This is a genomic window from Eggerthella sp. AM16-19 (assembly GCF_003474385.1).
Classification (GTDB): Bacteria; Actinomycetota; Coriobacteriia; order Coriobacteriales; family Eggerthellaceae; genus Senegalimassilia.
The window spans coordinates 242489-261239 of record NZ_QUCY01000001.1 but is presented as its reverse complement, the minus strand read 5'-3'; the positions used below and the strand labels follow the sequence as shown (position 1 = coordinate 261239).

The 18751-nt window shown below is 61.2% G+C and carries 15 protein-coding genes; 14 read left to right on the top strand and 1 reads right to left on the bottom strand.

Annotated elements, in window-relative coordinates; genetic code table 11:
- Positions 1–149 precede the first annotated feature (149 nt).
- The 10 genes from DW178_RS01240 to ribF all read left to right on the top strand — a co-directional run bounded on the left by DW178_RS01240 (position 150) and on the right by ribF (position 10331).
- Positions 150–1070, top strand: a complete 921-nt coding sequence (locus DW178_RS01240; RefSeq protein ID WP_118349304.1) for a LysR family transcriptional regulator — start codon at positions 150–152, stop codon at positions 1068–1070.
- 9 nt (positions 1071–1079) lie between these two features.
- Positions 1080–1766 (top strand): methyltransferase domain-containing protein, encoded by a 687-nt coding sequence (locus tag DW178_RS01235; RefSeq protein WP_118349303.1) that lies wholly within the window; start codon positions 1080–1082, stop codon positions 1764–1766.
- A 240-nt stretch (positions 1767–2006) separates the two neighbouring features.
- Entirely contained in the window at positions 2007–2477 is a 471-nt protein-coding gene (gene rimP / locus DW178_RS01230; protein ID WP_118349324.1) for a ribosome maturation factor RimP, read from the top strand.
- A gap of 31 nt (positions 2478–2508) precedes the next feature.
- Entirely contained in the window at positions 2509–3723 is a 1215-nt protein-coding gene (gene nusA, locus DW178_RS01225) for a transcription termination factor NusA (RefSeq protein WP_118349302.1), read from the top strand.
- A 9-nt stretch (positions 3724–3732) separates the two neighbouring features.
- Positions 3733–4026 (top strand): RNase P modulator RnpM, encoded by a 294-nt coding sequence (rnpM, locus tag DW178_RS01220; RefSeq protein ID WP_118349301.1) that lies wholly within the window; start codon positions 3733–3735, stop codon positions 4024–4026.
- Between the two features lie 11 nt (positions 4027–4037).
- Positions 4038–6782, top strand: coding sequence for a translation initiation factor IF-2 (gene infB, locus DW178_RS01215; protein WP_118349300.1), 2745 nt, complete (start codon positions 4038–4040; stop codon positions 6780–6782).
- 206 nt (positions 6783–6988) lie between these two features.
- Entirely contained in the window at positions 6989–7399 is a 411-nt protein-coding gene (rbfA, locus tag DW178_RS01210) for a 30S ribosome-binding factor RbfA (protein ID WP_118349299.1), read from the top strand.
- Between the two features lie 16 nt (positions 7400–7415).
- Positions 7416–8414 (top strand): DHH family phosphoesterase, encoded by a 999-nt coding sequence (locus DW178_RS01205; RefSeq protein ID WP_118349298.1) that lies wholly within the window; start codon positions 7416–7418, stop codon positions 8412–8414.
- Entirely contained in the window at positions 8402–9424 is a 1023-nt protein-coding gene (gene truB, locus DW178_RS01200; RefSeq protein ID WP_118349297.1) for a tRNA pseudouridine(55) synthase TruB, read from the top strand. The genes DW178_RS01205 and truB overlap by 13 nt, the downstream gene beginning before the upstream one ends.
- Entirely contained in the window at positions 9408–10331 is a 924-nt protein-coding gene (gene ribF / locus DW178_RS01195) for a riboflavin biosynthesis protein RibF (RefSeq protein ID WP_118349296.1), read from the top strand. The genes truB and ribF overlap by 17 nt, the downstream gene beginning before the upstream one ends.
- 286 nt (positions 10332–10617) lie before the next feature.
- Here the strand turns inward: ribF and gdhA are convergent, their stop codons facing one another.
- Positions 10618–11973 (bottom strand): NADP-specific glutamate dehydrogenase, encoded by a 1356-nt coding sequence (gdhA, locus tag DW178_RS01190; RefSeq protein WP_118349295.1) that lies wholly within the window; start codon positions 11971–11973, stop codon positions 10618–10620.
- Between the two features lie 308 nt (positions 11974–12281).
- Between gdhA and DW178_RS01185 the strand changes: the two genes are divergently transcribed.
- From DW178_RS01185 to rapZ, 4 genes are all read left to right on the top strand, one after another.
- Positions 12282–13475 (top strand): MFS transporter, encoded by a 1194-nt coding sequence (locus DW178_RS01185; protein WP_118349294.1) that lies wholly within the window; start codon positions 12282–12284, stop codon positions 13473–13475.
- Positions 13476–13576: 101 nt separating this feature from the next.
- The gene (locus DW178_RS01180; RefSeq protein ID WP_118349293.1) at positions 13577–15739 is read left to right on the top strand and encodes an ATP-dependent helicase; all 2163 of its coding nucleotides are present in this window, start codon (positions 13577–13579) and stop codon (positions 15737–15739) included.
- 137 nt (positions 15740–15876) lie between these two features.
- Complete coding sequence (uvrC, locus tag DW178_RS01175; RefSeq protein ID WP_288579142.1) at positions 15877–17796, top strand: excinuclease ABC subunit UvrC; 1920 nt, start codon at positions 15877–15879, stop codon at positions 17794–17796.
- Between the two features lies 1 nt (position 17797).
- A complete protein-coding gene (gene rapZ, locus DW178_RS01170) occupies positions 17798–18751 on the top strand; it encodes an RNase adapter RapZ (RefSeq protein ID WP_114621217.1) in 954 nt (317 codons plus the stop codon).

The following is an 18751-nucleotide window of genomic DNA, read 5'->3' as shown; positions in this document are numbered from 1 at the left end:
CGAACCTGGATAGGAGAATCTGAACCCCCATCAACTTTACGCCGTCAGACGTTGCATTTGATTTGAAAAATCAAGGGCTTTATAATGGAAAATAGCGAATCTTTTTTCTGAACGACGCTCGTCTCTCACCTTTTTGGAGGGTCAGGGGTATGAATCTATCGCAGCTTCACTATTTCAAGAAATTGGCGGAAGTTCTTCATTATACGCGTGCTGCTCAGGAACTGTTTATCACGCAGCCTACGTTGTCCGGTGCCATTTCCTCTTTGGAAAACGAATTGGAGGTATCGCTGTTCGAGCGTTCCGGTCGTTCGGTCAGCTTGACGCCTCAGGGTGAGATATTCTATGAGCATGTGTGCCTTGCGTTGCGTGCCATCGATGACGGTGTTGCCGCCGTGCAGGATCGGGGCCATTCCATCGTGGGCTCGATAAGCCTTGGCACCACCTTCACTGTTCAAGATGACTATTTGCCTCTTCTCATGAGGGACTATTGCGCAGTCTGCAACAACTCGGTACTTACCAAAACCTATCAAGGGTTTACGAATTACCTGCTCGACCAGTTGCGTAAAGGAACTATCGACGTCGCCTTCTGCGGTAGGCGTGAAGGCGATCCCGAGCTGGTGTACTTCCCGGTAACGTATCGCAATTTGAAGCTGTGCGTGCGCGAGGACCACCCGCTTGCGAAACGCGACCATGTCAGCTTTTCCGAAATCGCGAAGATGAACCTGTCGACCTATCGTCGAGGTGCGCCGATCGGGGAGATGGTCAATAAGCTGCTCACCGACAATGGGCTTGAGGATGTCAAGCAAATCTACGATGACGATGTGTCCATGAGCTCGTTCGTATCCTTCAATTCGCCTGATTATGGTGCGATCATGCTTGACTCCCTGGGCGCTCGTCTGTTCAAGAACATCAAGTTCGTCTCGATCGATGAGGTGCCGGAGGGTTTCTATCGTATTCATATGGTGTACAACAAAAAGCACAACCACTCTCGGGCGGTGAAGGACTTCATCCAGTTCGTCCACACGTACAAGGGCAACGATACCTTCGAGGACGAAGAGATTCCGGAATAGGCGTTTGCCATGGATGAACCCATGCTCGAACGATTGCGCGCCCATTATCAAGGCCTTCCGCGAATGGGCCGCCTTTCCGGAAAATGCTCGATGTCGCTTCCGCCTCGGCTTTGCGGTCTTTACGTGCTCGACGTGCTGTGCCGAAGCGGCAAAGGCGCGTTCAAATTGAGCGATGCCGTTGGCGACACGGGCTTCGTATTGGGGGTCGACCCTGACAAGTCGTTTATCGAGCGGGCTATTGCAGCTGCTAGCGAAAACCACCGAAGCGGGCATGGATGGCGCCGATATCTTCGATTCGAGCAAGCTTTCCCTGAGAACTTGTCTGCAGCGGGCGTGCCGGATGCATCCTTCGATGTCGTATATGCGAACTGCGGCCTGGCGGATGTGCTCGATTTGCCCGCTGCGCTTGCGGAGTTTCATCGCTGCTTGAAACCCGGGGGCTATCTTTGGGTTGCCGAAGGCGTTTTTCGTGGTGAGCAGGCGCGTGATGACGCGATATCAGGAGACCGTACGTTGATGCGGCCCGTGTTCAACGGCGCATTGACGATAGACGCCTTCGTCAAACAATGCCTCTGCGCGGGCTTTGCTCGCGCAGAGGTTTCGGATGTCGTTTCGATCCCAGCTGATGAACTTGCGTTGCCGGAAGGGTGCGTGAGCGGTTCTCTTGCGATGGCCGACATCAAAGTAATCGCATAATGCCCAAAACCGGGTCGTATCCGCATATGAAGACGACGCGATACGCTTGGTTTCGCAAGGTTGCATGATTATGGTGAACTTGCGTCTGAGGGCGCCGGTGCTGGTAAATCGATCTTCCGTATGGTATAAAAGTTTTGCATTGCAGCAAGCGCGCGACGGCGCGCACCATACTTTCGCAGACGGAAAGTGGGTTTTTACCCGCTTTTTTGTATGTTAGGGCACAGAAAGGAGCTTATGAGCGTGCTCAGCAAGAAGGAAACCGAGCTGCTTGACGCGCTGGAGCCCCGTGCGGCGTCCGAAGGCGTTGAGATCGTGACCGTGCAGGTCGTAGGCGCCAAAAAGGCGCCTACTATTCGCGTGTTCATAGACACGCCCGAGGGCGTGAGCTTCGATGAGCTGGCGAAAGCGCAGGTATGGATCAACGACATCATGGATGCGCTCGACCCGTTCCCCGGAGCCTACACCCTGGAGGTGTCCTCGCCGGGCATCGACCGCCCGTTGCGCACGGAGCAGCATTTCGCGCGTTACGCCGGTCAGCAGGCCGTCGTGAAGCTCGCCCATCCCATCGACGGGCGCAGCAACTTCACCGGCACGATCGTTTCGGCCCATGACGGCAACGTCGTCATGGACGTCGACGGCCAGCAGGCCGTCCTGCCGATCGATCAGATGAAACGCGCCCACCTGAAGGGCATCGTGGATTTCAGCTCCTAGCCGGGGCTGTTTGGAGAAAGGAAGCTAAAACGTGGCAAGTTCTGAGTTGATCGAGGCTTTGCAGGCCTTGGCCCATGAGCGCAAGATCGACGAGCTCTATCTGATCGACCGCTTGGAAGCCTCCCTGGCCAAAAGCTATCAGCATATCCTCGACCTCGAGTGGGACGCTCGAGTGACCATCGACCGCCAGACGGGCAAGATCTACGTCTACGAGCTGGTCCCGGTCGGCGATCCCGACGAGGAGACCGGCGAGTACTCCGAGTTCGAGGAGCGTGACGTCACCCCAGCCGACGTCAGCCGTATCGCTGCGCAGAACGCCAAGAGCGTCATCAGCTCCATCGTTCGCGAGGCCGGTCGTCAGTCCATCTACGAGGAGTTCGCCGGCCGCGTCGGCGACCTGGTCACCGGCACCGTGCTGCAGGGCACGCCCGATTTCACCATCATCAAGATCCGCGACGGCGTCGAGGCGGAGCTTCCGCATTACGACGTGAAGCGCTATCCCGGCGAGCGCAACGAGCGCCCTGCCGGCGAGCACTATCGCCACAACCAGCGCCTGAAGGTGCTCATCATCGAGGTCCGCGATCCCGGTTCGGACGCCCCGCGCATGCGCGGCGAGCAGGCCCGCCCGGCCATCGTCGTGTCCCGCACGCACCCCGACCTTATCCGCCGCCTGTTCGAGATCGAGGTTCCCGAGATCTACGACGGCCTGGTCGAGATCAAGTCCATCGCCCGCGAGCCCGGCGCCCGCTCCAAGGTCGCCGTCACCTCCCGCGAACATAACCTCGATCCCGTGGGCGCCTGCGTCGGCCCCAAGGGCAGCCGCGTGCGCATGGTCGTCGAGGAGCTGCGCAACGAGCGCGTCGACGTCATCCAGTGGGATGAGGACCCGGCCCGCTACGTGGCAAACGCCCTTTCCCCGGCCAAGGTCGATCGCGTCCTGGTCGACGAGGAGAACAACTACGCAACCGTCATCGTGCCCGACGACCAGCTGTCGCTGGCCATCGGCAAGGAGGGCCAGAACGCCCGCCTGGCCGCGCGCCTGACCGGTTGGCACATCGACATCAAGTCCGCCAGCTTCACCGGCGCCCCGCTTCCTAAGACCGAGAACATGCTCATCGACGAGGATGACCTCGAGGACGAGGAGGAGCTGTGCGCTTACGTTGACGAAAACGGCGTCCGCTGCCGCAACCATGCCCGTCCCGACAGCTGCTTCTGCGGCATCCACGACGGCCTGGACGAGGAGTAGGCGTCACATATGGCAACGGCAACCAACACGGGCAAACGACAACGCAGCTGCATCGCCTGCGGCGCGCAGGCCGACAAAACGGGCCTGTTGCGCATCGTACGCACCCCTGAGGGGGCCGTTGCGTTCGATGCCACCGGCCGCGCACCGGGTAGGGGCGCCTATGTGTGCTCCGCGGATTGCTTCGCAGCCGCGTGCAAGAGGAACAAGCTCGACCGAGCGCTTAAGGCGACGCTCGGCAGCGATGATTACGACCGGATCGCCGCCGATATCGCCGCGCACGCGCGCGATGCGAGGGAAATGTAGAGGAGTGGTATATGGCCAGCATGCGAGTACATGAGTTGGCGAAGGAGTTCAACATGTCCAGCAAGGACATGCTCGATAAGCTCCACGAAATGAAGATCACCGCGAAAAGCCATGCCAGCATGCTGGCTGAGTCCGATGTGGAGAAGGTTCGCCAGAACCTGTCCCCTGAGATCAAGGAGCGCGCAGGCGAGCTTCCGGCCGAGGAGGCCAAGCAGCTCGCCGAGGAGCGCGCCGAGGCCAAGCGCCAGCAGGCCGAAGCCGAGCGTGCCCGTCGCGAGGCCGTCGAGCAGGAGCGCGCGGCCCGCGAGGCCGAGCGCGCCAAGCGCGCCGAGGAGGGCGGCTTTGCAGCCAAGCCCGCCGCCGTCAAGCCGCAGGCAAAGAAGGTGACCAACAATCCCTTCGAGAGCCTGGCAAGCCAGATCGAATCCGAGAAGGAGCGCGTGGCCCGCGAGGCCGCCGAGCGCAAGGCTCGTGCCCGCGCCGCCGCCATGGCCAAGGAAGTCGCCAAGAAGCAGGCCGTCGAAGAGGCCCTGCGCAACCGCAACTCCAAGGGCTCGGCCCACAAGCCCGCAGCCGCGGCCCCCAAGCGCCAGGCGCCGGTGCTCGGCGCCCGCAAGTCCAGCTTCGACAGCCTGCTCTCCCAGATCGAGTCCGAGAAGCAGCGCATCGAGAAGCAGAAGGCCGAGCAGCCCGCCCGCGGCGCCGATGCCAACAAGCAGCAGCGTGGCGCCCGCAAGCACGGCAAGAAGGGCATGCACGTCGAGCAGCACGTGCCCGAGCTCGAGCAGCAGGCATCGGGCGAGGACCGTTACGCCCAGATGGCCGTGAAGGCCGAGGAGCTGCAGCGCGACAAGGTGCTCGCCGAGGCGCGTGCCGCCGTCGCCGCCGCCAACTCCCATGAGGGCGAGGGCCGTCGTAAGAAGCGCAAGCAGAAGCGCGAGGCCGAGGCCCGCGAGCGCATGGAGATGGAGGCCATCGAGCGCGGCCTCGATCCCAGCCTCGTGCTCGACGATTCCGTCGTCGAGATCCCGCAGGGTTCCACCGTGGCCAAGTTCGCCGAGCTTCTCGGCGTGCAGCCCAACGACGTCATCAAGCGCCTGTTCATGCTCGGCCAGGTGCTCACGCTCACGCAGTCCATGTCCGACGAGCTCGTCGAGCTCATCGCCGACGACATGGGCCGCAAGGTTCGCGTCGTGTCCCCCGAAGAGGAGTTTGCCATCGTCTACCACGATAGCGACGAGGACCTCAAGCCGCGTCCGCCCGTCGTTACCGTCATGGGTCACGTCGACCACGGCAAGACGTCGCTGCTCGACGCCATCCGCCACACCGGCGTCGCCGAGGGCGAGGCCGGCGGCATCACGCAGCACATCGGCGCCTCGGTCGTGCGCATCGGCGATCGCCAGATCACCTTCATCGACACGCCCGGTCACGAGGCCTTCACGGCCATGCGCGCCCGCGGTGCCCAGGTGACCGACGTCATCGTCCTGGTCGTCGCCTCCGACGACGGCGTCATGCCGCAGACCATCGAGGCCATCAACCACGCCAAGGCCGCAAACGTGCCGATCGTGGTGGCCGTCAACAAGATCGACAAGCCCGGCGCCAACCCCGACCGCGTGCGCCAGGAGCTCGTCGAGTACGGCGTCATCCCCGAGGACTGGGGCGGACAGAACATGTTCGTCAACGTTTCGGCGAAGAAGAAGCTGCACATCGACGACCTGCTCGAGACCATCCTGCTGCAGGCCGACGTGCTCGAGCTTCGCGCTAACCCCGATGCGCTGGCCTCCGGCTTCGTCATCGAGGCCAACCTCGACAAGGGCCGCGGCCCTGTGGCCACCGTGCTCGTGCAGCGCGGCACGCTGCATCCGGGCGACACCGTCGTCGCCGGCACGTCCTACGGACGCGTCCGTGCGCTGGTCGACCCGCGCGGTCAGCATGTCGAGGGCGCTGCGCCTTCCTACCCGGTCGAGATCCTGGGCCTGAACAGCGTCCCGGTCGCCGGCGACGAGTTCCGCGTGTTCGAGGACGAGCGCGATGCCCGCAAGCTGGCCGAGGAGCGCGCGCTGCGTGCACGCTTGGCCGAGCAGGAGACCAAGTCGCACATGAACCTGGACGACCTGTTCAACCGCATCGAGGAGGGCAAGCAGACCGACCTGAACCTTATCGTGAAGGCCGACGTGCAGGGCTCCATCGAGGCGCTGCGCGACGCGTTCAACAAGATGGACCAGTCCGAGGTCAAGATCAACATCGTGCACTCCGCGGTCGGCGGCATCACCGAGACCGACGTCACGCTGGCTGCAGCCTCCGACGCCATCATCATCGGCTTCAACGTGCGCCCGACCGGCAAGTCCAAGCAGCAGGCCGAGAAGGAGAAGGTCGATATCCGCCTGTACCGCGTCATCTACCAGGCGATCGAGGACATCAATGCGGCCCGCGTGGGTCTGCTCAAGCCCGAGATCGTCGAGGAGGACACCGGTACCGCCGAGGTTCGCGAGACCTTCAAGGTCCCGAAGGTTGGCACCATCGCCGGTTGCTACATCACCGACGGCGAGCTGCACCGCGACGACAAGATCCGCCTCGTGCGCGAAGGCACCGTCATCTTCGAGGGCGAGCTTGCATCCTTGAAGCGCTTCAAGGACGACGTGAAGGCCGTCAAGCAGGGTTATGAGTGCGGCATCGGCATTGCCGGTTACCAGGACCTCAAGGTCGGCGACACCATTGAGGGCTACACCATCAAGGAAGTCGAGCGCACCGAGTAATCAACGTTAGCCGCCCGCATGGGCGGCGGGCTCGGCATTTGAAAGGGCTCCGGCATTCGATCCGGCTCCCAGCGCCGCAAGGTACGTTCCCGTATGCACGGGTCTTGCGGTGGCGGAGCGGATTCGAGGCCGGGGCCCTTCTCGCTACCTTCGAGGTGCCCTATACTTCATGTATCCAAACCTGACCCTTCAGAGGAGCTGTATCTATGAAGCAAGGTTCCACCAACCGTAAAGTCAATCAGCAGGCGCGCGAGGTCATCGCGTCCATCCTGCTCTTCGAGATCTCCGACCCGCGCCTGTCGCTGGTCACCATCACGGGCTGCGAGGTCAGCTACGACCGCAGCGTCTGCGACGTTTTCTACACCGCCGATCGCGGCGAGTACGAGGAAGTCGCCGAAGCCTTCGAGAAGGCCTCGGGCCGCATCCGCTCGCTCATGGCGCGTCAGCTTTCCTGGCGTGTGGCGCCTGCGCTTCGCTTTATCCTGGATAAATCCGTGGATGAGGCCGAGCGCATCGCATCCGCCCTCGAGCGCGACGCCGAGCGCAATCGCGAATCGGCCGCCATCACCGCCGAGCGCGAGGCCATCGAAGCAGCTGAAGAAACCGATCAGGAATAGCGGGGGGATTGCCGCTATGACCGTAACCCCTCAAACGAACTGCACGCTCGAACAGCTTGCCGATGCCTTGCGTCCGCTCGATGACTTCGTCATCTGCGGCCACGTTAGCCCCGATGGCGACTGCCTGGGCTCCCAGCTCGGCCTTGCCGCCGCGTTGCGCCAGCTCGGCAAGCGCGTGACCTGCGTGCTGGTCAAGGACGAGCCCATCGAGGAGAACCTGTTGCATCTGCTGCCGGGTGCCGCCGATATGGTGCCGGCGTGCGTGTATGATGGCCCTGTCGGCGCCTTCGTCGGCGTGGACGTCCCCACGCGCGAGCGCATCGGCCAGGCGGCGTGCAGCCTCCTCGATCGCGCGCAGGCCTCGTTTACCATCGACCACCATGCGGTCGACGAGCGTATGTGCGAACTGGCCTACGTAGACCCCGATGCTGCTTCCACCACCTTGCTCATCTGGGAGCTTTCGGGGATGCTCGGCGTCTCGCGTTCCGGCGATCTGGTCACGTGCTGCTACACAGGCCTGGTCACCGATACCGGTCGCTTCCAGTATCAGAACACCGATGCCCGCTGCATGCGGCTCGCATCCCAGATGGTCGAGGAGGGCGCCGATCCGGCATCCATTTCGCGAGCGGTATTCCAGAACCGCACGCTTGCCTCCATGCAGCTTGAAGCCCAGGCGGTCTCGCGCGCGGAGTTCCATGAGCGGGAAGGGTTCGCCATCAGCTACCTTACGCTTGCGGATTTCGCCCGTTTCAAAGCCGTGAAATCGGATGCCGAGCCGGTCATAAACGCGCTGCGTTCCATCGCCGGCGTCAACGTCGCCTGCATGCTTCGCCAGCACGAGGACTGCATCCGAGGCAGCCTTCGCGCGAAAGACGATACCGATGTGTCCGCCATCGCTCGCGGCTTCGGCGGCGGCGGGCACGTTGCCGCGGCAGGCTTCACCATGCATGGCAGCATGCAGGAAGCCGTCGATCAGGTGCGTGCCGCGCTGCAAGAGGCGGTGTGCGCCAGGTGAAGCGAGGAGAATCGGGGCTGTCGCTGGTAGTCGGCGTCGACAAGCCCAGCGGCATGACGTCCCATGACGTGGTCAATCGCTGCCGTCGCATCTTCGGCGAGAAGCGCGTCGGCCATACGGGCACGCTCGATCCGCTGGCAAGCGGCGTGCTACCCATCTGCATCGGCCCCGCCACTAGGTTGGGCGCTTATCTTACCGGGCACGACAAAGCGTATCGGGCAACCATCGCGTTCGGCGTGGGAACCGATACCGACGATTGCGAGGGTACGGTCACGCGTACCGGTGAAGCGCCGGTGGAAGCCGGTGACCGTGGCTTTGCGGAGCAGGCCGTCGAGCAGATGCTCGGGCCGCAGAAGCAGATGCCGCCGGCATATTCCGCCATCAAGGTGAACGGGAAGAAGTCCTACGAGGCTGCGCGCGAAGGCCATATCATCGAGCTTTCCCCGCGCGACATCGAGGTGTACTCGGCGAAGCTCATCGCCGTTCGTCCGGGCGTGGGGGAGCAGCTTCCCGAGTGGGATGTCGAATTCCGCGTTTCGAAGGGCACCTATATCCGCGCATTGGCGCGTGATCTGGGCCACAAAATCGGGTGTCCGGCTCATCTGGCTGCGCTCAGGCGTCTGGAGGTCGGCGGCCTTACGCTTGATGAGTGTGTGCCTCTTGAGGCGCTTGAGGAGCTCAAGCTGCGTGCCGCCTTGGACCCGGTGCGGTTGCTGGGCGTCCGCTTCGCTTACGTGGAGGGCGCAGCCGCCCAGGCCGTGGGCAACGGCAATGCGCTCCGTGCGGCCGATTGCCAGCTGTTCGAGCGCAGGCGTACCACGGCGCAGGCCGAGATGTGCGCTTGCACCGCCGGCGTGCGTGAAAGCGCACAAGCCCCGCAAGAGGGCGAGGTAATCGCGGTCATCAGTCAAAACAAGGTTGTGGCCTTGTATCAGTACGACAGCAAGCGTGCAATTTTCAAGGCATGCTGCGTGTTCCAAACGGGGGTGCTTCGTGGCGCAGATCTTTAAAGCCGACGAAACGTTCGATCGCGGGTTTTTCCAAGGCGCCTCGTGCGCGTTCGGCGTGTTCGATGGCGTGCATCGGGGCCATCGGTTCCTCTTGTCGTGCGCGCAGGATACCGCGCGCGAAAACGGCGGGAAGTCCATCGCGCTCACGTTCGACATCGATCCTGACGAGATGTTCCATGCCCAGCGTCTTCGCAAGCTCATGTCGAACGAGGAGCGCTTGGAGATGCTCGCGCAAACCGGCGTCGATGCGGTGGTCGCCCTTCCGTTCACGCGCGAGTTCGCGGCCAGCTCGCCCGAGGAATTCCTGGTTCGCACGTTCGGTACCGGTGTTCCCGCACATCTGCACGTGGGTTTCGATTTCCATTTCGGCGCGAAAGCCGCCGGCGCGGTGCCGGAGCTGCGCACGTGGGCCGATGGTCACGGCATGCAGGTGCATGCGCATGACCTGAAAAGCGAGGACGGCGCCCCCATCACCGCCACGCGCATCCGTTTGCTTTTGGCAGACGGGAAGCTCGACGAGGCGAATCATCTGCTCGGGCGCCCGTATTTCATGACGGGCATCGTGCGCCCCGGTCGCGGAGAGGGTGCCGATATGGGCATCCGTACTGCGAATCTCGAGGTTCCCGATCAGATGCGCCCGCTTTCCGATGGCGTGTACGGGGCATATGCGCACGTTGATGGCAAGCGCTATAAGGCCGCGGTGAACGTGGGCGTTGCGGCAACCTTCGCCGATCGCGCCACGGCAACCTGCGAGGTCCATATCCTCGACTTCGACGGTGATATCTACGGCCAGTACATGAAAGTCGAGTTCATGAAGTGGCTCCGCCCGATGCGCGCTTTCGACGATATCTCTGAGCTCATCGCCGCCGTGCAGGCCAACATCGATTGGGTGCGCGAGAACTTGTAGCGTTCGCCGAGATGATGCATGCCTTATAGGCGGGGTAACTTCGGCTCGGTGTTGCATACCTGCAGGGAGGGACTGCGGTCGAGCGGCTATCGCTGTTCGACTATCCCTTTCGAGCCATAGTGCGCTGAATCCGGTAGGGTGTTCGTTGCCGCGTTCGCGTGATTTGCGGAATTGCCTTCACGGCGCTTTCATCCCGGTTCGCGCATCCTTCTCTTCGTGAAAACCAAAAAAAGAAGCGACCCGATCGGGTCGCTTCTTTTTTTTGCGGTGATATGGGTTGTGACCCTTACACGATGCCCTGGGTCATCATGGCGTCGGCGACCTTCAGGAAGCCGACGATGTTGGCGCCCATGACGAAGTTGCCCTCATGGCCGTACTTCTTGGCGGTGTCGTCCACGTTGTGGAACATGCCGCGCATGAGCTGCTCAAGCTTGCCATCGACCTCTTCGAAGGTCCAGCTCAGGTGCTCGGCGTTCTGGCTCATTTCCAGGCCGGAGACCAGCACGCCGCCGGCGTTGGCAGCCTTGCCGGGCATAAAGGCCACGCCGTTTTCCTGCAGGTACTCGGTGGCATCGAGCGTGGTGGGCATGTTCGCGCCCTCGCCGACCACCTTGCAGCCGTTGGCCACCAGCGCCGTGGCGTCATCGAGGTGCAGCGTGTTCTCACGTGCGCAGGGCAGGGCGATGTCGCAGGGAAGCTGCCACACGCCGCGGCCGTCGCCCTCGTGCCAGGTGGCGTTCGGGCGCTCGTCAACGTACATGGCCAGGGAAACACCCTTGTCATGGCCGGAACGCTTCTTGTTGTAGACATGCTCGAGCACCTGGTAGTCGATGCCGTCGGGGTCCTCGACCCAACCCTTGGTGTCGGAGCAGGCCAGAACCTTGCCGCCAAGCTGGGAAACCTTCTGGACGGCGTAGATGGCAACGTTGCCGGAACCGTGCACGACGACGTTCTTGCCCTCGAAGGAGTCGCCATTGGACTTCAGGTACTCGTCGACGAAGTACACCAGGCCGTAGCCGGTGGCCTCGGTGCGGGCAAGCGAGCCGCCGAAGGACAGGCCCTTGCCGGTGAGCACGCCGGTCCACTCGTTGCGCAGGCGCTTGTACTGGCCGAACATGTAGCCGACCTCACGGCCGCCGACGCCCAGGTCGCCTGCCGGCACGTCGGTGTTCGGGCCGATGTGGCGGTACAGCTCGTCGATGAAGGACTGGCAGAAGCGCATGATCTCGTTGTTGGACTTGCCCTTCGGGTCGAAGTCGGAGCCGCCCTTGCCGCCGCCCATGGGAAGGGTGGTCAGGGCGTTCTTGAAGATCTGCTCGAAGCCCAGGAACTTCAGCATGCCGAGCGTAACGGTGGGGTTAAAGCGCAGGCCGCCCTTGTAGGGGCCGATGGCGGAGTTGTATTCCACGCGGAAGCCGCGGTTGACCTGTACCTTGCCGGAGTCGTCGACCCACGGGACGCGGAACTGGATGATGCGCTCGGGTTCGATGATGCGCTCAAGCAGGGCCGCCTCCTCGAACTCCGGATGGGCGTCGAGTGCCGGCTGCAGGGTGCCCAGAATCTCGGTGGCTGCCTGGATGAACTCGGGCTGCTCGGCGTTTTTCGCCTTGACCTGCTCGATGATGCGCTCAGCGTAAGTCATTGCGTGAACCTCCTAGCGGATGAAATGTTGTGTTAACGGGTTGCATTATAGGTTTCGGAATTCCCTCGAAACGGTATATTAACGAAGCCGAAACAATGGGCGGAGACCTGCGGCGGACGGGCGTTTGCCCGGCGCGGGCGGCTTTCCTCATGATGCGTCGGTTCCTGCTTTCGCGTTATCCAGATGTGCGCGCGATGGGCGGTTCATGAGGGTTATCTGAAGGCCAGCTTCCGCATCCGCTGTAGCTCTCCATGGGGCTACAATCCCATATCCGCGCAAAGGGAAAAGGGAAGGAAGCGCTCGGTTTCATGACAAGGTTTGTGGATAGCAAGCTTACGCTGCGGGAATGGTTGCCCCTGATCGGCATCACCGTTTCCGCGTTCATATTCAATACTTCTGAGTTCATGCCCGTCGGCCTCCTGACCGGCATCGGCGCCTCGTTCGGGACGAGCGAGGGCGTGACGGGGCTGATCATCTCGGTGTACGCCTGGGCGGTCATGCTGCTGTCGCTTCCCCTTATGATATTGGGTTCCCGTTTGGCGTTTCGACCGCTTATGCTCTTGGTCATCGGCGTGTTCTGTGCCGGGCAGGCGCTTTCGGCCCTGGCGCCCAGCTATGGTTTGCTCATGGCAGCGCGTTTGGTGGTCGCCTGCGCCCATTCGGTGTTCTGGGCCATTGCAGCTCCCGTGGCGGTGAAAGTCGTCGACGAGAGGCACGCGCCTATGGCCGTTAGCGCCGTGGTCACCGGCTCGGCGCTTGCCATGGTTGTTGGGTTGCCGCTTGGTCGTATGGTGGGGCTTTGGTTGGGCTGGCGCCAGACCTTCGGCTGCGTATGCGCGGTAAGCGCGCTGGTGCTGGCGTACTTGGCGGTGGTGTTCCCGAAGATCCCGGCCAGCAAGCCCTTCACGCTCAAGCAGCTTCCCAGCATTTTGCGGAACAAGGTGCTCATGGGCATCTTCATCGTGACTGCTTTGTACGCCATGGGGTACTACACGGGTTATAGCTATATCGAGCCGTTCTTGCTGCAGGTTGGCGGTATGGACGAGCAAGTCGTCACCATGGCGTTGGTGGCCTTCGGCATCGCAGGGCTCGTCGGAAGCGCGATATGCTCACGGTTTTATCGCGGCCATCGCTGGGCCTTCGCTGTGTGGGTCGTCGCGGGTGTGGCGTTGGCACTGCTGCTCCTGCGGCCTGCCGCCCTCGGCATCGTCGGCGTGTTCGCCGTCTGCATGCTGTGGGGCATCGCCGGTTCGGGGTACTCTATCGTCTATCAGGCCGAGATCATCGAGTTCGCAAGCGATGGCGAGCAGACGGTCGCGATGGCCATCTTCTCCGGTATCTTCAACCTCGGCATCGGCACGGGGAGCTTCATCGGCGGCGGAGTGTGCACGTTCGACACCATTGCCGATGTGGGTTTCGTGGGGGCCTTCATCGCGTTTCTCGCCTTGCTGTACTGCGCATTCGTGCTGATCAAGCGTATGAAAGCTCAGAGCTCAAAGTAGGACCTGAGAACAATTGTTCGAAATATATCATATCGATATAGAACAGGCGTTCCCTGTTTGATATACTCCTCGTTATGGATTCTATGACGACATATCGTGCAATGGGCAGGATCGATGAAGAGCCGCAGCTCAATGCGGCCCAACAGCAGGCCGTCACGGCAACGGAAGGCTACGTACGCGTCATCGCGGGTGCCGGTACGGGGAAAACGGCCGCGCTGACGCAGCGGTTCGCATACTTGGTCAACGAGCTGGGCATTTTGCCCGGCAACATCTTGTGCGTCACGTTCACGAACAAGGCTGCCAGCGAGATGCGCGGGCGTATCCGTCGTCTTACCGGCGATCATGACACTGGTTACATCAACACGTTCCATGGCTTTTGCGTTTCGGTTCTTCAGGAAGATTCCCATGCCGTACGGTATCCGAAAAGCTTTCTGGTGCTCGACAACGCCGACATCGATGCCATGTTGCAGACCATCTATGAAGAACGAGGCCTTACGTTGCGCGATATGACGTTTTCGAATGCGCGCGACATGATCGAGATGCAGAAGCTCAAGGAGCATCCCAGCTATTATCTGGACATGCTCGAATGGTCTATCGCCGAGTTGCATGACAGGTATCTGCAGGCTGATAACGTGCGCGACATCATCTTCTATGGGTATCTTTACCAGGAGCGGAAGTGCTTTGGGCTCGATTACAACGACCTGATCGTATTCACGCTCTACGTGTTCGAGCGGTTCCCTGAAATCTGTCTCAAATGGCAGCAGCGATTGGAATACATCATGATCGACGAGTTCCAGGATATCGATGCGTTGCAATACCGGCTTATGGAGGTGCTACAGGGGTATCACAAGAACCTGTTCGTGGTCGGCGACCCCGACCAAACTATCTACACGTGGCGTGGCGCGGACGTGAACCTGCTGCTTGACTTCGATAAGCGCTTCCCCGGCGCGCGCACCATCATGATGCTTGAGAACCATCGGTCGGTGCCTCAGGTGCTTGCGGTGGCGAACTCGCTTATCGCGAAAAACCATATGCGTATCCCAAAGGACCTTGTCGCCGCGCGGCGCTCGTTCGGTCCGACGGTCTGGCATCATGCCGTATCGCCCCAGGCCGAAGCGGCGTGGATCGCCGAAGGCGTGGCTGCATTGCATAGCAAGGGGATTGCTTATCGCGATATGGCGGTGCTGTATCGCGCGCATTACGCATCGCGTTCGGTCGAGGAGGCGTTTCTCGATGCGGATATTCCATATTCGCTGTTCAGCGGTGTGCCTTTTTTCGGCAGAAGCGAGATCAAGGATGCGCTGTGCTACCTGCGCCTTATCGCGGTAGGGGATGACTTGGCATTTTTGCGCGTGGCTAACGTGCCCAAGCGCAATCTCGGCCAACGTCGCATGGCGTATCTGCAGCAGTATTGCGACGAGCACGGATGCACCATGCTGCAGGCTCTTGAGGCAACATGCGAGGATGATATCTTCAAACGCACGAAGGCGAAGCAGCTTATAGCGCTTGTGCATGGTTTTCGCAGGTCCGTTGAGGGCCGCCCGGTGTCGGAGGTGCTTTCGGCGCTGCTCGACGAAAGCGGCTACGAGCAGATGTTGCGCACCGAGGGAAGCCAGGAGCGGCTCGATAACCTTGCCGAGCTGAAGCAATCGGTATACGAGTTCGAGGCAACATGCGGCGAGGAGGTTACCATTGACCACTATCTGCACCACGTAGCCTTGCTCTCCAATGCCGATATCGCGGATGCGTCGAAGGATAATGTGCGTCTTATGACCATCCATGCTGCCAAGGGCCTGGAATTCAACCACGTCTTCGTTTGCTCGCTGTCCGAAGGCGTGCTGCCGTCGCGCAAAACGCGTACGGTTGAGGCCATGGAGGAGGAGCGCCGCCTCGCGTTCGTGGCGTTCACGCGCGCCAAGGATGGGCTGTACCTTACCGAGGCCGAGGGTTTCGGCCATCAGGGAGCGCCGCGGTATCCTTCGCGGTTCCTCCTCGATATCGACCCTGCGGCCTTGGAGTTTTCAAATAGGCTCGCTGACTCCCAGCTCGATGACGCCCGTAGCGCTTATCAGGCGACTGATCGCTGGATCTCCGATATGGCCGGGCAGGCGTCCATCGAACCGGGCACGCGCGTTGCCCATAAAGCGTTCGGACAGGGCGTGGTGCAGGGCATCGACGAGCAGAAGCGGGCCTATATCATCGCATTCGACGATTTGGACACGCCGCGTTGCATTTCGTTTCGCGTCAAGCTGGAGGTAGTGTGAGCAAGCCGGAGGAATTCCAACGATATAGCCGAACCTCGGGTTTCACCGAAGGCGGTTCGGGAAAGGCGCAGGGTATCGCCGGGGATGAAGGCGTTCGCGTCCCGGAAGGGGAGACGTTCGAGCAGAAGCTTGCGCGCATCAAGCGTGAGCTTGATGCGGTGCCGACGCTACCCGGCGTGTATTTATGGAAAGACAAGCACGGGCAGGTCATCTACGTCGGCAAGGCTAAACAGCTTCGTGCGCGCATGCGTCAATATGTCAACTTCCAAGATGAGCGCGCGAAGATCCCGCTGCTCGTCGAACAGATCTGCACGTTCGAATACATCGTGGTCGGCAACGAGCACGAGTCCTTGGTGCTTGAGAAGAACCTCATCAACCAGCATGCCCCTTGGTTCAACGCCGATTTCAAAGACGATAAGTCCTACCCGTTCATCGCCATCACGAAGGGCGATGTGTTCCCTGCAATCAAATATACGCGTGAGAAGCATCGCGCCGACACGCGCTATTTCGGCCCCTATACCGACAGTCGAGCTGCTCGCCGCATGGTCGACATTGCGCGCCGTGTGGTGCCGTTGTGCTCGTCGAGCTGCGCTGATTGGCGTTCGCTGAAGCGCAAACTGGAAAAGGATCCGCTCGCGTGCTTGGCCACCGATGTCCGTCCTTGCTTCGATGCGCATGTGGGCTTGGGGCCCGGGGCGTGCTGCGGCCGCGTCACGCCTGAGCAGTATGCCGCCAACGTCAGCCGTATCGAGCGCTTCCTCTCGGGCAACCATCGGGAGTTTGTGGAGGAGCTTTCGCAGGAAATGCAAGAGGCTGCGGCTGAGCTTGATTTCGAGAGGGCGGGTCGTATCAAGGCTCGAATCGATACGATAAACGGGCTATGCGACAAACAACATGCGGTAAGCTCTCGCAATCTTGATGCCGATGTCATCGGGTTTTTCCGCGAGGAGACCATCGCCGGCGTGCACGTGCTCATGGTGCGCGAGGGTCGTATCATCAACAGCAACGAGTTCGTGCTCAACCGCGGAAACGATGTTCCCGACCAAGATCTGCTGCACATGTTCCTGCTGCGCTACTATGATGCCACCACATCCATCCCGCACGAGGTGGTCGTGCGCGTCATGCCCGAGGATGCCGAGGCCATGGAGCAGTGGCTTACCGGCAAGCTTGCTAGCGCGCATGGCGCCAAGGTGCGCATCTCGGTCCCGGAACGCGGCGAGAAAGCAGATCTGGTCTCCATGGCCGAGCAGAACGCCAAGCACACGCTCATGCGTTACAAAGTGCGCACGAATTACGAGGATAAGCGCATTAACGATGCTTTGCTGCAGCTGGAGAGCGCCTTGGCGCTCGATGCGCCGCCGATGCGCATCGAATGCTTCGACATTTCCACCAACCATGGCACTTATACCGTCGCGTCCATGGTGGTGTTCACCAACGGAAGGCCCGACAAGGGGCAGTACCGACGTTTCAAGATCAAAGCCCAGCTTGACGAGGCGAACGATTTCCTGTCCATGCAGGAGGTTATGAGCCGCAGGTATTGCGCCGAGCGCATGGCCGATGAACGGTTCGGCAAAAAGCCCGATCTTATCATCTTGGACGGCGGCCTACCGCAGCTCAATGCCGTCATGCAGCAGTTCGACAGCATGGGGATCCATGATATCGCCTTGTGCGGCCTGGCTAAACGCGATGAGGAGCTGTTCGTGCCGTGGCAGGATACGGGTCCGGTGGTGCTGCCGGGCGGTAGCGCCAGCTTGTATCTGGTCAAGCAGGTTCGAGACGAGGCGCACCGCTTCGCTATCGAATTCCATCGCCAATTGCGCGGCAAGGGCATGACGGCAAGCATCTTGGACGAGGTCGAAGGCTTAGGTCCGGTGCGCAAGAAGGCGCTTCTCAAACACTTCAAGAGCTTCAAACGGCTCAAGGCTGCAAGCCTGCAAGACATCCTTGATGCCAAGGTGGTGCCCGTCCAAGTCGCCAACGAGCTGTATACGGTGCTGCAGCAGTATAATGAGCAGGCAAGAAATGAAATGGTCGTCGGCGGGGAAGGAGATTCGTGACATGACCGAGGTTGCAAGCGAGCTTGAGAACATGCCCGAGCTGGTTATCGTGAGCGGCATGAGCGGTGCGGGGCGCACCGAGGCCATGCATGCGTTCGAGGATCTTGGATATTTTTGCGTGGACAACCTGCCCAGCGCCCTTATCGGGAATCTGCTGGCCTTAACCGGCATGCCCGGCCAACCCGATAACCATCGACGCATCGCCGTGGTGTGCGACGCGCGCAGCGGCGGCTTCTTCAAAAGCTTGATGGAGGAGCTCTCAAAGCTCAAAAGCGCCGGCGTCGATTATCGGGTGCTGTTCTTGGATGCCGATGATGAGAAACTCATCGCACGCTACAAATCAAGCCGTCGCCGCCATCCCCTATGCACCGACGGCAGCTCCATCGCAAACGGGATCGAGCGCGAGCGCGAGATGCTCTACGATGTGCGCAAGCAGGCGCACCACGTCATCAACACCACCGATATGATGCCCGCTCAGCTGCGCAGCACCATCCGCGCGCTGTTCGCTCCCGGCGAGGAGCGCCAGGGCTTGCAGGTCACGGTGTACTCGTTCGGCTTCAAACACGGCGCTCCCGTGGATGCCGATCTGGTCATGGACGTGCGATTCCTTCCCAATCCGTACTACGATCCCGAGCTGCGTCCCCTCACCGGCCTTGACAAGCCTGTGCGAGATTACGTGCTGTGCCGATCTGAAACCGAGGAGTTCCAGAAGTGCTGGCGTGCGCTGCTCGATTGCGTCATGCCTGGGTACGTGGCGGAGGGCAAGCAGCAGCTCGCCATCGCCGTCGGGTGCACCGGCGGTCAACATCGAAGCGTGGCCCTTGCCGAGTCCACGGGGGAATATCTCAAGCAGAAGGGTTATCGCGTCAGCGTCGCGCATCGCGACCTGAAACTTGCCGAAGGCGTCGATGGACAGCTCATCAACGCTTCTGCGAAGCCGGTCGAAGGCCGATAG

Excerpts from the sequence above, each read along its gene's own strand:
- DW178_RS01240 (WP_118349304.1), top strand. The coding sequence starts at position 150 with ATGAATCTATCGCAGCTTCACTATTTCAAGAAATTGGCGGAAGTTCTT.
- DW178_RS01235 (WP_118349303.1), top strand. The coding sequence starts at position 1,080 with ATGGATGAACCCATGCTCGAACGATTGCGCGCCCATTATCAAGGCCTT.
- rnpM (WP_118349301.1), top strand. The coding sequence starts at position 3,733 with ATGGCAACGGCAACCAACACGGGCAAACGACAACGCAGCTGCATCGCC.
- infB (WP_118349300.1), top strand. The coding sequence starts at position 4,038 with ATGGCCAGCATGCGAGTACATGAGTTGGCGAAGGAGTTCAACATGTCC.
- rbfA (WP_118349299.1), top strand. The coding sequence starts at position 6,989 with ATGAAGCAAGGTTCCACCAACCGTAAAGTCAATCAGCAGGCGCGCGAG.
- DW178_RS01205 (WP_118349298.1), top strand. The coding sequence starts at position 7,416 with ATGACCGTAACCCCTCAAACGAACTGCACGCTCGAACAGCTTGCCGAT.
- gdhA (WP_118349295.1), bottom strand. The coding sequence starts at position 11,973 with ATGACTTACGCTGAGCGCATCATCGAGCAGGTCAAGGCGAAAAACGCC.
- DW178_RS01185 (WP_118349294.1), top strand. The coding sequence starts at position 12,282 with ATGACAAGGTTTGTGGATAGCAAGCTTACGCTGCGGGAATGGTTGCCC.
- DW178_RS01180 (WP_118349293.1), top strand. The coding sequence starts at position 13,577 with ATGGGCAGGATCGATGAAGAGCCGCAGCTCAATGCGGCCCAACAGCAG.
- rapZ (WP_114621217.1), top strand. The coding sequence starts at position 17,798 with ATGACCGAGGTTGCAAGCGAGCTTGAGAACATGCCCGAGCTGGTTATC.